Here is a 14,846-nt window from a genome sequence, read left to right as displayed (position 1 = left end):
GTCGCTTATCGCGTGAGCTTCTGGCGTCCGCCTATTCGCTACGTTCGATGAAAATTTCGACCCGACGGTTTTTGGCACGTCCCTCGGGCGTCGAATTGCTGGCAATTGGTGAATCCGATCCCTTGCCGTCGACATCGACGCGCGAACCATCGGCCAGGCCGGGTTTCAGCGCGGCGGCAACCGCCTTGGCGCGTTCGACCGAAAGCTCGAAATTCGAGGGGAAACGCACGGTGCGGATCGGCGAGCTGTCGGTATGGCCAACCACCCGGATTCGCCCCGGCTCCTTGTCGAGCGTCGCCGCGACGCGGGCCGCGATCGGCTTGAAACCATCCAGGATGGTTGCCTGGCCCGAGGCAAACAGTGCGAGATCGCACACCCTGATCACGATGAAGCTCGCCGTCTGATCCGCGGTCATGGCGCACGCCGTCTTCTCCTGCGCAAGCGCGTTGCGAATGCGCTGCAGCTGGGTGATGCGGTCCGGCGGTGGCGGCGGAGGCGGTGGTGGCGGCGGCGCAACGACGCGGCGCTTGAGCTCGATCGGATCGCCGGGATGCAGTGCCAGCGCTACTTGCGCAGCATTCTCCGCACGGCCAGCCAGCAACGTTCGCAGAACGAAATAGGATCCGGTTAACAGCGCGGCGACCACGGCCGCCACCAGCCAGACCGGAATGCGCAAGTGCTTCCGCCGACCGGCCAAGGCCTGTCCGCGCCAGTGCGGCGACAGATCGTTGGTCGGCTTGGGCCGAACCCGGCGTAGCGTTTCATAGAGGTTGCGCTGGATCACCTGGAGGTTCGCAAGCCCGCCCGGCGACGTTCGGTGAATGCCCTGGAATCCGAGCGCAAGGCAGGCGTGCTGAAGCTCGAGCACCGGATAGTTGACGAGTGGATCGGTCTTCAAGTGGTCGAGAATCTCGAAGAAGCGTACGCCGCCCACGCGCTCGCCGAAGAACCGGCTGAGCATCGAATATTGGGCCCAGACGTGCCGGTCGTCGGTCGGAATGTGCTGCACAATATCGTCGGCGGTCGCGCACAGGATATACTTTGCCGTATTGGCCTGGTGCTCGGAAATGCCCGCCGAGCGGATATCCTTTTCGAAGAATTTGATGGCGTCGGCGACCTGCTCCATCAGGCTCGCGAATGACGCCCGCATCAGCGCGACGCGCAGCCGGCCAAGCAACTGCAGCAAAGGGCCGCCAGCGCGCATTACCGGATTGGCGTTTGGCGCAACCAGATCGTCGACGCGCAACGGCGGTCCGGGCGGCAGCATCGGTTGCGGCGCCTGAGCCTGCGCCGGGGTCGAAATCCATTCCTCTGAGGGCTGGCTGGTCGGCGGGGCGGCGTAGCTTGCGCTCTGCGGTGTGGGAGAAAATGAGGGCAGCGGCGAAGGGGCACCAGGCGAAGCCATGGGCGATGGCGAGTACGCCGGACGGCTGGCAGGTCCCTCGCCTGCCGGAGGTTGAGGAGCCGGAGCCGGCGGCATCTTCCCGCCGGGGTTCGGACGGATGATGGTCCGCTCACCCCGACCGAAAGGATTAACCGGCTTATCCCTGTCGGTCATGGCCGCTCTTCCAGAATGGCCCAAAGGTACAACTCAAGCTCCGGCCAGTCGCCGGAAAAATGCATCCCGATCGAGGCCGCTGTGCTGAACTCGGGCCACAGCGGCGACTTGCGATCGAGATAGAAATAGACGTGGTCTGTGATGGCTCGGATGTGCGGTGGCGGCGTCGGCAGATGCACCAAGGTCAAACCCGGCAGGTTTGCGTGCACGATCTCGGTCATTTTTGTGTTGGGCCCGACCTTGAACAGGTGCGGGAATTCATTCTGAATCTCCACGAGAGGCCGCCGCGCGGCGACCTCCAGCACCAAGGTCGCATTTCGGAACAACGCGCGATCGCGGATCGGCGATACAAATGCGTTCTGGGCGCGTTCAATGATCTCCAGACGAATCGCCCGCCTGCCCAGCCGCGCGCTCAGGAAATCCTGGATGTCGCGGACCAGCGGCGTGAAGACGTATTCGAGGTTGTCGTGATCGTATGCCGGGTAGTCCCGTGCGCGTCGTTCGGTGGTCGCGAAGGTTGCAAGCTCACCGGCAAACCTCAGCAATTCCTCGTAGAGCCGTTCGGGATGTACACTGCCGGATCGTTTGAAATGAGTCAGCACCGGAATGGTCCGGTTCAGTACCTGCAGCACGAGATAATCGACGCTCTGCAAACCGCCGCCGGACGACGGATCGACTGCGTAGCGTGCAAGCTCGTCGAGCTTGGTCTCGACCCAGCCGATGATTCGATTGAGCCAGCCATCGACAACCGGATGCGCGGCGCAGACCAGCATCGGCGGCACAAACTTGTCGTCGAACAGGATATTCTTGTCGCGCACTTCGAGGATGCGAGCGATGCCGAGACCCATGTATCCCGGCTTGCTCGTCTTGCGCAGCTCGAACGACAGGCGTGGATAGACAACGTCGATCTCTTCTTCGATGCGCAGCGCCGAGGTTGAATCGATAAACGTTTCGGCAGTCCGAACGTAGCGACTTGCGCTGTCGGTGCGATCCTCATCCACCTCCCGCGTATTGGGAGCCGCGACCGGCATCATCAGCCAGACGATCTGGCCTGCGGCCGAATCCGGCACTTCGATGGCTTCCGGGATCGGGCTGTCGGCAGGAATATCGAACGGCGTTCCATCCGGCATGACGCCGGTCGCACTGCGCACGGCGAATTTGCTCTGCTGGGTAAGATCGTTATCGATCTCGAGCTGGGCAAAGCCCCAGGGATACGGTGTCGTGTATCGAACGCGTTTTTCCAGCAGATGCTCGAGATAGCGATCGTTCTGCTGCAAATGATGCGGCCGCAGGAACAGGCCTTCCGACCAGAAAACTTTGCTGTACCAGGACATTCCTACATCCACTCGGCAATGATCGGCGACTGCATCGTCACCGACAGTTCACTTTGACCCCGACTTGTCTGCGCGGTCGTAATATTCGGAGAAATGCAGCATGAAGGTATCGATCGGCGCGCTTTCGTCGCGACCGAGATGCGCGTTCCAGCGCGTCAAGAATTCGTCCCAGAGCTTGCTCTTGTTCGAGCCAAACAAGGACCTTGCGCCGCGCTGAAGCTCGAGTTCGCGCGCCATCAGCGTCGGATCGATACTAGCGATCAGTCCCCGGACGGCATGCTGCATTGCCGCATAGGTCTTCAATTGATGGGATTTGAGATCCTTGAAGCCCTGGGCGAAGGCATGCGGCGCATCGAGGTAACTGCGCGTCGGCGGCCCGAACAGGATACGCATCGCGTCTTCCGCGGTCGGCGAGAATTTCAGCGGGTTGTTCTCGATGGCCTGGATGGTGGTTTGGCTGGTGCTGCGCGTCAGCTGCTTGGCCTGGGTCCGCGCCTGCAGCAGGGCCATCAGGTTTTCCACGGTCATGCGCAGGATGACGCCGAGCTGTTCCGCGAGCTCGGCTTCGGTCTTGTCGGCGAAGAAACCGTCCGGCAGCCCGGCAGCACGTGCGACCAGGCGCGCAAACTCCGGATTGCCGATCGACGCCGCCGTGGCCGGTGCCGGCTCGGCCAGTTGCGGCCGCGGCGCTCCCACATGCCCTGTCGGTGAAGGCGCCGGCGGTGGCGGGGCAGCCGCTTCGTCGTCGGCCCATACCGATGGTCGGCGCGGCGTCGGCATCGCGTGCACCACGTCGACCGGCGGTTTTGGCGTGGCGACCGGACCGGCTGCCCAGCTCATGTCGTCGTGCAGCGGTGGCTCGCGTTGGGGCATCTGCGACGAATGGCGGACAGGATCCACCCCCGCTGCGGGAACGCTCGCTGCCCAGTCCAGGAATTCCGGATTGACGGGCCGCGCGGCCTCGCGCGGTTTTCGCAACTGCTGCGGGTCGATTGGCGGCGGCACGTCGCGACCGGGAGCCCACAGTTCCTGGTAATCGGCGTGCTGCTGAGCGAGCGGAGCTTGCTGCTGCGCACCATGGCTCGGAGTGTCCTCGGCAGGCTCATCCAGGTCCAGCGAAACGCCAATGACATAGTGGCCGATGACGAGCCGATCGCCGTTGCGCAGCCGATGCGCTCCCCGAATGCGCTGGTCGGCACCATTGAGAAAGGTGCCGTTGGTCGAGACGTCGTGCAGCCAGTAGCCGCCGTCGCGATAATGGATCTCGCAATGCTTCCCCGAAATCATCCGTGCCGGATCGGGCAATGTCCAGTCGAGATGGCGGTCCCGGCCAATGTCGACCGAACGCCTTCCGGTGACGGTAAATGACACAGGGCCGCCGTCCGGAAGGTTCGGCTCGTTCTCGATGTTGAAGCGAAGCACCATCACATCGTCTCGTCAGCGTGGAGGGCGCGGTTCGCCGCGTACCAATTGAATACCATCCTCCAGGCAGGCCGTCATTATCCGGTCCCTGGACTCACGGGTAAGCCGGCAGAGGCCGATCAAAAGGGCTGCGCGAACCGCTCGCGCTGTCTGGTCCGGCTTGGCTTCGACCGGCGCAAATTCCGCCGGAACCACGCTTCCGCCGGACCAACCCGCCGCCAGCGCCAGCCAGGTCGCCGGCTGCTCGGGATCGTTGGCATTGCCGACCGCCAAAGCCTTGTTGCGCGATTGCTCGTCCGGTTGCCGGACCCAGGTCTCGGCAAAACTGAGCGACCTGCCTTCATTGCCGTCGAAATGGTCGAACATCTGCCGCAACGAGCGACAGCCCCAGGCGACGGCCACGCGCCTGGGGAGCAGATACGCGCAGAAGGATACAGCCTGGTGCCAGTGGCCCGCATCGGCCGCCTCCTGCAGGAAATCCAACGACAACTTGTCCGGAGCGGCTTTGCCGACGTCGTAGCGCGCCAGCGGATAAGCTTCAAAGAGATCGTGGACTGTGCTGAACCGAACCTGATTCATGGCTGTCAGCCGACAATGGTTGGCGTGCCGTGGGCAACCAGCGGGCCGCCGGCAGCGAGCGCCATGGCAGCCTGCGCAGTCATGGTGATGGTTGGCGCGTTGATGACGATGCCGGCCGGAGACAGGATGATCTGGCTTGGACCAACCTGCAGGGTGATATTGACGTTGGCCGTGAGGGTGATGCTCAGGCCCGCATCGACGGACTGATCCATCGCCAGCTTGATGTGCTGACCGCCCAATTGGATATCAAGCTTGTCGTTGCCGTTCTTGAGCGTGGTCTTGCGGGTATCGCCGCCGAACGCGGCCTCGCCGATGGTCCTGGTCTCGGTGTCGCGGACCGTGACGTCGTAGTCTTTCTCGGCGTGCAGGGTGATCTTCTCGGACCCTTTCTTGTCCTCGAAGTTCCATTCGTTGTAACCGCCGCCTCCCTTGGTCGAGTCGGACTTCAGACCCGCAATCGTCTTCTTGGACGGCAGGTCGTAAGGCAGCTTGTATTCATCGTTGTAGACGGTCCCTATCACCAGGGGCCGGTCGGGATCCCCTTCCAGGAATTCCACCACCACCTCCTGCCCGACGCGCGGGATGATCTGACCGCCCCAGCGCTTGCCGGACCAGACTTGCGCCACGCGCAGCCGGCACGACCGCTTCTTCTTCCGATCCCAGAAGAAGCGAACATAGATTTCGCCCAGCGACTCGACGTCGATTTCCTCGCTGGAATTGTCGTCCTTGGTGACGACCTTGGCTGTCTGAATGCCGTTGATCCTCGGCTTCGGCGTCGTCATGGGAGATCGAAACGGCCGATCGCTCGGCAGAAATTCGTAGCTGCCGAAGTAGACGTGCTGTCCGGCGTCGCCGGGGCCGCCAGTGCGATAGGATTCGATGGAAAACGAATGCGCTGCCCGTACCACGAGATATTCGACGTTCTGCGAGTCTTTCGAGTGCTTCTCGAGCTTGGTTAGTCCGCCGGGAAACAGATTGACGGCGTCGCCGTTGCCTCGGCGGCGCCGATCCATCGCCTGCTCGGCCTGGAGCTGAATCTTCGCGTATCGCTCGCCGTCAGATTTCTCCTTGAACTTGCCGGGATAGTCGTAGAACTCCATCTCGGATCGCGTGTAGTGCTCGGAGCCCTTGGCGTCGCTGATCATCTGCGCGTTGGGCTTCTGGTAGTTGTAGTCGTTGAGCTCGATCTTCCCGGTGCGGAACCGGCGCTCGGAAGCCCATTCATAAATATGCTGCTCGCCGCGACGATCGGAGCCGGTGAGCGGGATGTAGGGGATCTTCGCGAGACCGTTGATTGGGCTATGCGAGGACTTGGAGTCAGCCAGCACCAGCGTGTGCTTGCCGCCTTCATGCTTGAAGAAGTAGTAGATCCCGTGCTGCTCCATCAACCGGCACACGAAATCCAGATCGGTCTCGCGATATTGAACGCAGTATTCGAGCTTTGGACATGAGCCCTCTTCCGTAAGCTTGGACTCATAATCGGTGAAGCCGCGCTCGTTGAAGACCTCCGTGATGATGTCGGGCGCCTTCTTGTCCTGAAAGATCCGGCAATCGGTGGTCCGCGACAGCAGCCACAACCAGGGCCTCAGCACGATCCGGTAACTGAAATAGTCGTTCTTCACCCCCAGCCATTGGGCTTCCGTGAGAATGCCGCTGAACTCGCGTTCCTTCTCGTGCAATTTGATGGTGAGGGTGCACTGCTTGCCGATGGCCCGATCGAAGTCGAGATCGGCTTCCTCGCTGAGACATTCGATGCGATATTCGAAAAGTTCACTCAGACCTTCGGCGGCCTCGAACCGGGCAAAAACCAGAACGTCCTTGCCAAGGGGGGTCTTGAGCTCGCAGAGGCGGGTATCCTGGGTAAGCTGGCCCATGTGGGCGTTAAACTCCCTCGTTGACCGCACGAGCTGCGCAACCGGCGCATCGGGCGGTCAAGCACGAACGACCGAAATCCGAGCCGTCCATCGGTGGGATGGCCGGCAAGTCCGCTCGGTGTCACCTCTCCTGACGCGGCAACGCACCCGCCCGGGGAAGCCACTGCGGCACTCATGTAGTCGGTTCCAAGCGCTTGCTGGTTCACGGGAAACCGCCATCATCGCGGGAATGAACCGAGGCCGGCGTTGATCTGACCTACCAGTCAATCGGATCATGATCCCCCGCGTGATCCGCCAGATGTCATGGACCTGGTCGAGGGGCTAGGGCCTCGCAGACGGATCCTTTTTGCATGCTCGACGTCGCATCCCTGACCCAGCCCATCGACCCGGACGATCCCTGCGGGCCCGACCTCGATGCGGCCGGCGACGTCCAGTACCTGAATTTCTTCGCAGCTGCGGAATCGCTGCTGCCGATGTCGTATTTCGAGGTCGTCAACGCGAATGGAGAGCGCGGACGCTTCGACCCGAAGGCCATCGATATTGCCGGCCAGTTCGCCGCTGCCCAGCCCCTGTTGGCTCGCACCCGCGATCTGCGCCTGACCATGCTGCTCGCCAAGTTTTCCATCCTGAACCGCGATCTCGACGGCTTCCTCAGCTGCCTGCGGGCAACCACCCTGCTGCTCCGCGAACGATGGGAAGCGGTTCACCCGAGGGGCGAGGACGGCGACTATGCCTTTCGGGCGGTCACCATCGAGGCGATCGACGTGTTTCCGACGGTGATCAACCCGCTCCAATTCCTTCCCCTGATCGAAAATCGACGGCACGGCAGCCTCAACTACCGAGCCTATCAGATTGCCAAGGGCGAAATTCCCGCCGGCGATGCCGATGTCGACATGCCAGATCTCGGAACCATCGAGCGCATCGTCGCCGAGACCGACCTCGACACCCTCAAGGCGGTGAGCGCCCGCTGTTCGGCGGTCGCTGCCGAGATTGCCGGCATCAAATCGGTTTGGCACGAAAAGTTGAACTCGGGGCAACCCATCAGTCTCGACAGGCTGGCGGGTGTCGCGAACGGCATGGCCGGCTGGCTCGCGACTCTGGTCACTGCACGCGATCCGGCCGCAATCGCCCCGTCCCCGGACGAGACTGCCCAAGACGGCCCGCAGCCTCCGATCGAAATCGCCGGCGCAGTCACATCACCCGGACAGGCATCCGCGGCGCTGGCGGCGGCTGCCGACTACTTCGCTCGGAAGGAACCGTCGAGCCCGGCGCTGTTGCTGGTGCGGCAGGCGCAGGACATGGTTGGCAAATCGTTTATCGAAGTGATGCGGATGCTGATGCCGGCCCACGTCGAGAGCGCCGCCATCAATATCGGTCGCGACAAGGTCTTCGACCTGCCGATCGAACGCATGGCGGCATTCGCCACCTCGCTCCCATCCGCGGCCGAAAATGAGGCTCAAGATGCTGTTTTTTCGGCCGAAAACAGAACCCAGGCGTTGGACTTGCTGAGCAAGGTTGCGTCTTTCTTCCGGGCCGCGGAGCCGTCCAGCCCGATCCCGTTCCTGGTCGATCGCGCACGCGAACTCGCACAGCGAGACTTCCTCAGCCTGCTGAACGAAGTGCTGCCCGAGGGCGCTCTGAAGGCGATCGATAAATCGAATTGAACCCGCCTTCCGTTCGACGGGACTAACTGAACGGAAGGAAGCTCCGCCGACGAAAGACCGAGGCACTTCCCTGCCTGCGTCGCGCAAGTCGGCTTCCGCAGAGATTTTTTTGTGAAGAGGGCAACCCAATGGCAACCGACAGCGGTCAAAAATTCATTCGCCGAAACCGCGCACCGCGCGTGCACATCACTTACGAAGATCCCTACGATGCCGAGCGGCTGATCGAGCTGCCGTTCGTCATGGGCGTCCTGTCCGATCTTTCCGGCAACAACCCCGGCATCGAGAAGACGAAGGTCGAGGAGCGCAAGTTCCTCGAGTTCGACATGGACAATTTCGACAACCGCATGGCGGCGATCCAGCCCGGCGTGACGGCGCGCGTCGCCAATCGTCTCAGCGATGGGTCCGACGAAAAGATCTCCGTCAACCTGCGCTTCAACAAGATGTCCGACTTCACGCCGGTGGCGGTCGCCCGCCAGGTGCCGGCGACGGCCAAGCTGCTCGAAGCGCGTGAACAGCTCGCCAACCTGCTGCGCTACATGGATGGCAAGGTGGGCGCCGAGGATCAGCTGAAGAAGCTCCTCGCCGATCCTCAACTGATGGCCGCACTGCGCGAGCGCGCGACCAGCCAGTCCACCGAATCCGACAGCAACAGCTAAGGGAAGGAATGGGGACCATGGCAAAAGAAGCAATTCACAAAGAGACCACCACCAAGGTCGGGACCGTCGAGGCTGACGAGTTTGCTGCCCTGCTGAAGCAAAGCTTCAAGCCGCGCACCGAACGTGCGGCGACCGAAGTCGAGAACGCGGTGTCCACGCTCGTTCAGGAAGCGCTGAAGGATACGAGCGTCATCAAGTCGGACGTGCTCGACACCATCGAGGAGATGATCGCGCGGATCGATCAGAAGCTGACCGCGCAGATGAACGAGATCCTGCACGCGCCCGAATTCCAGGCGATCGAAAGTGCCTGGCGCGGCCTCCACTACCTCGTCTTCAATTCCGAGACCGACGCCAACCTCAAGATCCGGGTGATGAACGTCTCCAAGAACGAGCTGTACCGGAACCTGCGGCTTTATCCCGATGCGCGCTGGGACCAGAGCCCGCTGTTCAAGCAGATCTACGAGTACGAATTTGGCCAACTGGGCGGCGAGCCGTTCGGCTGCCTGATCGGCGACTATTATTTCAGCCACCTCCCCACCGACGTGCAGTTGCTCCGCGATCTCAGCAAGATCGCCGGCGCCGCGCACGCCCCCTTCTTCAGCGGCGCCGAGCCTACGCTGATGGGAATGGACTCGTGGACCGAACTGTCTAACCCTCGCGACATCGGCAAGGTTTTCGACACGCCGGAATACGCCGCATGGAAGGGACTGCGCGATCAGGACGACTCGCGCTATCTCGGTCTGTGCATGCCGCGCGCACTGGGCCGCCTCCCCTACGGCGCCAAATCGGAGCCGGTCGAAGAGTTCGCCTTCGAAGAGGAGACGGACGGGCACACCGGTGACAAATACGGCTGGATCAACGCCGCCTATGCGATGGCAGTCAACATCAACCGCGCCTTCAAGGAGTTCGGCTGGTGCACGCGCATCCGCGGCGTCCAGTCCGGCGGCGAGGTCATCAACCTGCCGACGCATACGTTCCCGACCGACGACGGTGGCGTCGACCTGAAATGCCCCACCGAGATCGCCATCAGCGATCGTCGCGAGCACGAGCTTGCAAAGGCGGGACTGATCCCGCTGATCCATCGCAAGAACACCGACAAGGCCGCCTTCATCGGCGCCCAGTCGCTCTACAAGCCGAAGAAGTATTTCGGCGACAAGGGCGTGGATGCAACCGCGTCCGACAACCTGTCGTCACGCCTGCCCTACATGTTCGCAGTATCCCGCTTTGCGCATTATCTGAAGTGCATGGTTCGCGACAAGATCGGATCCATGAAGGAAAAGGATGAGCTGACGGTCTGGCTGCAGACCTGGATCAACGAATACGTTGATGCCAATCCGGCCTTGTCGTCAGAAGCTCAGAAAGCGCGCAAGCCGCTGGCCGCTGCGAAGGTTGAGGTCATAGCAAACGAGGAGAACCCGGGATATTACAACGCGCGCTTCTTTCTCCGTCCACACTTTCAACTGGAAGCGATGGACGTCGGTCTCAGTCTCGTTTCGCGCCTGCCAGGCCCGAGCTCCTGACGCCGCGCTATTGCAACCGTCACTCATCAGAGAATTTTGAAAGGGCTATGCTATGGCTGTCGACATCTTTTTGAAACTCGATCCGATCAAGGGCGAGTCGCTCGACGACAAACACAAGGACGAAATCGACATTTTGAGCTGGTCGTTCGGCGAGAGCCAAAGCGGCACGTTCCACAGCGGGTCGGGCGGCGGCGCCGGCAAGGTCGCGGTTCAAGACCTCCACTTCACGCACTTCGTGGACAAGGCGACACCCGAGCTTTTCAAGGTCTGCGCAAACGGAAAGCACATCGACAGCGCCATCCTCACGGTACGCAAGGCCGGTGAACACCCGCTCGAATATCTCAAGATCGAGATGAAGCACGTTCTGGTCTCCAGCGTCTCGACGGGCGGATCGCACGGCGAGGATCGCCTCACCGAAAACGTCAGCCTGAACTTCCAGAAGGTCAAAATGACCTACAAGACCCAGACGGAAAAAGGCGGCGCCGGCGCGTCTCCGGTATTCGGATGGGACGTTGCGGCCAACAAGGAATGGGCCTGATCGCAAGCTTCCTGCCCGGCGCCGGTTGCCAATAGCGGCAATCGGCGCCGGCTGTACGGGGACCGTCAATGACCGTTACGCCAAGGAAGGACCGGCTCTCTCCGCCATTGATGCTGGCCTTTCGTGCGGCTCATGACGCGCGCGATGCGCGCAAAGCACTCGAACTGCGGGATCAGTTCGGCGAACGAGTGATAGCGGGACGGCGCAGCGCCGGTCGTTTCCCGATCTCGGAGACGCTGCTGAGGCGCGAGGTTTCGCAGGACGTCGAAACACTCCTCAATACCATTGCCCTCGAATCGACGCTTGACCTGACCGGTCGCGGATGCGTCCGCACCTCGATCCTGAACTATGGTTTCCCAGATATCGCAAACCGCTCGATCGACGAAGTCACCGACGAGGAGCTCAGCGATGCCCTGCGCATGTCGCTGACGACCTACGAGCCGAGACTCGATCGCAAGTCCATCCGGGTGCGGCGCGACACCTCCGTGGGCCCCGAGCAGCTCAAGCTACGCTTTGTCGTGCATTCCGACCTGAAGTGCGAACCGCTCAACGTACCCGTGGAATTCGTCGCAGACGTCGACCTCGACAGCGGCGATATACAGATCAACCGATTATAGCATGAACCGCGAATTCCTCGACTTCTACAATCGTGAACTGTCGCTGCTGTACGAGCACGCGGAGGGTTTTGCCGAGGAATATCCTGGTATCGCCGAGCGCCTCGGCGGCCTGGTCCGCGACCGCTCGGATCCGATGATCTCAGGCCTGCTGGAAGGCGCTGCATTTCTCGCTGCGCGTGTCCAGCTCAAGCTCAAGCACGAGTTTCCGGAATTCACGGCGAACCTGCTTGAGCAGTTGGTTCCGAACTATCTTGCGCCGACTCCGTCCGCCATGCTGGTCAAGATTCAGCCGACCTACGCCGATCCGGCATTGCGCGACGGCAAGAAGATCGCGCGCGGCGCCTATTTCGACGCGAACTATCGCGAAAGGGAACGGAGCCTCGCCTGTCGATTCCGGCTTTGCCGCGATATCGTGCTTTGGCCCTTTGACGTCACCGGCGCCGAATATTTTGCGACCGCGGGCGCGTTGCAGGCCCTCGGGATTCCAGTCGGCGGAGAGGTCATCGCCGGGCTCAGGCTCTCCTTGACGCACCGTACCGCCGCGCGGCTCGACGAGGAGCCGGCGGACGCTGAGACTCGCAACAAGCCGGAGACCTGGTTCGCCGGCTGCCGCGCCAGCGAACTGCCCATCTACCTGACCGGCGCCGAGTCGGACGCCATCGCACTTTACGAACAACTGACATCGAACTGCGTCGGGCTCTATTTTCGCTATCTCGACGATTTCGGCGATCCGGTCGTCATCCGGGCTCCGAACGACTGTGTGCAGCAGGTCGGCTTCAGCGAGAACGAATCCCTGTTTCCGAACGATAACCGGGTCTTTCGTGGCTCGGAGTTGTTGCGGGAATATTTCGTGTTTCCGCGCAAGTTCCTTGGCGTCAATCTGACGCAGCTTCGCGCTGTGATGCCGCGGTTACGCAGCAAATCCATCGATATCGTCTTCGCGTTCGATGAGCACAACTCGCGTCTCGCCGCCTCGGTCCGGGCGGATACGTTCAGTCTCTACACCGCCCCGGCGATCAACCTGTTCGAGAAGACCAGCGATCGCATCCCGATCAAGTCGAATACCTACGAATACCACGTGGTGCCCGACCGAAGCCGCTACCTCGAATACGAGCCGCACCAGGTGCTGGAGGTCTACGCGCACTTTCCGGCGGAAAAGGACAAGCGCCGCGTGCGTCCGTTGTACTCCGCCGCCGTCGACCGGACGGCCGGATCGGTCGAGGGACTTTATTATACGGTTCGTCGGCTGCCTCGGCGGCGCACCGTCGAAGAGAAGACCTATGGCGCGGCCTCGGACTATACCGGGACGGACATGTTCCTCTCGCTGCTCGAGCCCGGCGACCCGAGCGGCGACGGATCCGCCGCCGAGCTGAGCGTCCGCGCGCTGTGCTCCAACCGGCATCTCACGGAACATCTGCCGGTCGGCCAGGGCGGAGCCGACTTTCGCCTGCTGGACGACACCTCGCTCGAGCTGATGTGCATCGCCGGTCCCACCCGGCCACGCGAGCCGGTGGTGGCGCAGTTGCGCAGCCGCAGCGAGATCGCCAATAGCGGCGTCGTCAGCTGGCGCCTGATCAACATGCTGAGTTTGAACTATCTCGGCCTCGTGGAGCGTAGCGGCGGCAAGAACGCCGGAGCACTGCGGGAGATGCTGTCCTTGTTCGCCGACCAGTTCGACGATGCGACGGAACGAAAGATTCGTGGCGTGCGCAGCGTCGAGAGCAGGCCCGTGGTGCGGCGGGTGCGTGAGCGTACCGGCAGCGGCGCAGCGCGCGGCCTGGAGATCACGGTCACGCTTGACGAGAAGGCATTCGAGGGCAGCGGCGCGTTCCTGCTCGGGGCTGTGCTGGAACGCTTCTTCGCCGACTATTCAGGCTTCAACACCTTCACCCAGACCGTCATCTCGACTCCGGAGCGCGGCGAGATCATGCGTTGGCCAGCCCGCATGGGCACCCGGAGGCCGCTGTGACGCTGATCGACCAGATGAAGGCCGAGCCCTGGCGGTTCGATTTCTTTCAGACGCTCCGCCAGCTCGAGCGATGCAATCCGGATCGGCCGCGGATCGGCGACAGTGCAGCGCGTCGCGAGGAGTTTGTCGACCTCGGGCAAACCCCCTATCTGGAATTTCCCGCCTCCAATCTGAGCTCGGTCGACGACCGCGATGGCAGGCTCAAAATTCAGGTCAAATTCCTCGGCCTGCTCGGACCGCAGGGCGCGCTGCCGCTGGCCACCACCGATGAGAGCGTCGGCTGGCAGTTGATGCGGGATGACGCTTTCCCCCGCTTTCTCGATCTGCTGAATGGACGCTTTCTGCAATTGTTCTTTCGAGCCTGGGCGGACGCACGGCCGATCGCCCAGCATGATCGGCCATCCGACGATCGCTTCATCGCCTATGTCGGCTCCTTCGCCGGCCTCGGCTCCGATATTTTTGCCAATCGGGATACCGTGCCTGACATGGCGAAGCTGAGCTTCGCCGGGCTGGTTTCACCCAGAGCGAAATCCGCATCACGACTGGCGCGGCTGCTGCAAGGGCTGTTCGATGTCAGGGTCGAGATCGACGAGTTCGTCGGCACGTGGCTCCCGTTCGACCCGAGCCATTGCAGCCGGCTCGGTGGGACGCACGCCAGGCTCGGTCACGACGCGCTCCTGGGCTCACGCGTGTTCAGTGTCGAAGACAAGATCAGGGTTCGCGTGTTCGTGAAGGATTTTGCTCAATACGAGCAGTTCCTGCCCACCGAAGCGCCTAACCTGTCCGAGCCCCTCGCTGACGCCGTCTACTTCTATATCGGCGACGAACTCGAGTGGGAGGTGGAACTCGCCATTCCGGCGGGAGCGGTTGTCCCGATGAAGCTGGGGCACAGCGGACGCCTCGGATGGACCAGCTGGGTTTCGCCGAACTGGGCCTCGACCGAGGAGTATCGGCGCGATGCACGCTTTCACCTTGCCGAGCGTCTCAGAGCCCGGCGCAGCGCTGCCACTGATCAGCAGCCGATTTGAACCTAAGCATCGCTCCGATTGTCCTAACATCATGGGAATTCGAGCCGATTTCCGCGACGACCCGGCATCGCCCGGGGATTGAGCAGG

General features: G+C 62.2%; 12 protein-coding genes. 7 read left to right on the top strand and 5 right to left on the bottom strand.

The annotated features are described in order from the left end of the window. Window positions 1-31 precede the first annotated feature (31 nt). The 5 genes from tssL to QA635_RS18330 all read right to left on the bottom strand — a co-directional run bounded on the left by tssL (window position 32) and on the right by QA635_RS18330 (window position 6,767). Window positions 32-1,267, bottom strand: coding sequence for a type VI secretion system protein TssL, long form (gene tssL / locus QA635_RS18350; RefSeq protein WP_256527869.1), 1,236 nt, complete (start codon window positions 1,265-1,267; stop codon window positions 32-34). Between the two features lie 287 nt (window positions 1,268-1,554). Next, window positions 1,555-2,892, bottom strand: a complete 1,338-nt coding sequence (tssK, locus tag QA635_RS18345) for a type VI secretion system baseplate subunit TssK (protein ID WP_028335406.1) — start codon at window positions 2,890-2,892, stop codon at window positions 1,555-1,557. Between the two features lie 48 nt (window positions 2,893-2,940). Continuing rightward, window positions 2,941-4,317: a type VI secretion system-associated FHA domain protein TagH gene (tagH, locus tag QA635_RS18340; RefSeq protein WP_283070813.1), complete on the bottom strand. Its 1,377-nt coding sequence runs from the start codon at window positions 4,315-4,317 to the stop codon at window positions 2,941-2,943. A gap of 12 nt (window positions 4,318-4,329) precedes the next feature. Beyond that, on the bottom strand, window positions 4,330-4,893 hold the full coding sequence (locus QA635_RS18335) for a DUF6931 family protein (RefSeq protein ID WP_283070812.1): 564 nt from the start codon (window positions 4,891-4,893) through the stop codon (window positions 4,330-4,332). A 5-nt stretch (window positions 4,894-4,898) separates the two neighbouring features. Next, window positions 4,899-6,767, bottom strand: coding sequence for a type VI secretion system Vgr family protein (locus QA635_RS18330; protein WP_283070811.1), 1,869 nt, complete (start codon window positions 6,765-6,767; stop codon window positions 4,899-4,901). Between the two features lie 350 nt (window positions 6,768-7,117). Between QA635_RS18330 and QA635_RS18325 the strand changes: the two genes are divergently transcribed. The 7 genes from QA635_RS18325 (at window position 7,118) to tssG (ending at window position 14,759) form a co-directional block, all read left to right on the top strand. Beyond that, window positions 7,118-8,431: a type VI secretion system protein TssA gene (locus QA635_RS18325; RefSeq protein WP_283070810.1), complete on the top strand. Its 1,314-nt coding sequence runs from the start codon at window positions 7,118-7,120 to the stop codon at window positions 8,429-8,431. Window positions 8,432-8,559: 128 nt separating this feature from the next. Further along, window positions 8,560-9,087 carry a type VI secretion system contractile sheath small subunit gene (gene tssB, locus QA635_RS18320; RefSeq protein WP_283070809.1) on the top strand — a complete coding sequence of 176 codons (528 nt, stop codon included), beginning with the start codon at window positions 8,560-8,562 and terminating at the stop codon, window positions 9,085-9,087. Between the two features lie 17 nt (window positions 9,088-9,104). Then, window positions 9,105-10,607, top strand: a complete 1,503-nt coding sequence (gene tssC, locus QA635_RS18315; protein WP_018272201.1) for a type VI secretion system contractile sheath large subunit — start codon at window positions 9,105-9,107, stop codon at window positions 10,605-10,607. A 52-nt stretch (window positions 10,608-10,659) separates the two neighbouring features. Further along, window positions 10,660-11,145 carry an Hcp family type VI secretion system effector gene (locus QA635_RS18310; RefSeq protein ID WP_016843423.1) on the top strand — a complete coding sequence of 162 codons (486 nt, stop codon included), beginning with the start codon at window positions 10,660-10,662 and terminating at the stop codon, window positions 11,143-11,145. A gap of 68 nt (window positions 11,146-11,213) precedes the next feature. After that, window positions 11,214-11,762, top strand: a complete 549-nt coding sequence (gene tssE, locus QA635_RS18305) for a type VI secretion system baseplate subunit TssE (protein WP_152977617.1) — start codon at window positions 11,214-11,216, stop codon at window positions 11,760-11,762. A gap of 1 nt (window position 11,763) precedes the next feature. Continuing rightward, a complete protein-coding gene (gene tssF / locus QA635_RS18300; protein ID WP_283070805.1) occupies window positions 11,764-13,731 on the top strand; it encodes a type VI secretion system baseplate subunit TssF in 1,968 nt (655 codons plus the stop codon). Next, complete coding sequence (gene tssG / locus QA635_RS18295) at window positions 13,695-14,759, top strand: type VI secretion system baseplate subunit TssG (protein ID WP_283070804.1); 1,065 nt, start codon at window positions 13,695-13,697, stop codon at window positions 14,757-14,759. Before tssF ends, tssG begins: the two co-directional genes overlap by 37 nt. Window positions 14,760-14,846 lie beyond the last annotated feature (87 nt).

Source organism: Bradyrhizobium brasilense (assembly GCF_029714345.1).
GTDB classification, from domain to species: Bacteria; Pseudomonadota; Alphaproteobacteria; order Rhizobiales; family Xanthobacteraceae; genus Bradyrhizobium; species Bradyrhizobium australafricanum.
Note: the sequence above shows the minus strand (reverse complement) of the source record. Positions and strands in the feature narration are given on the sequence as shown.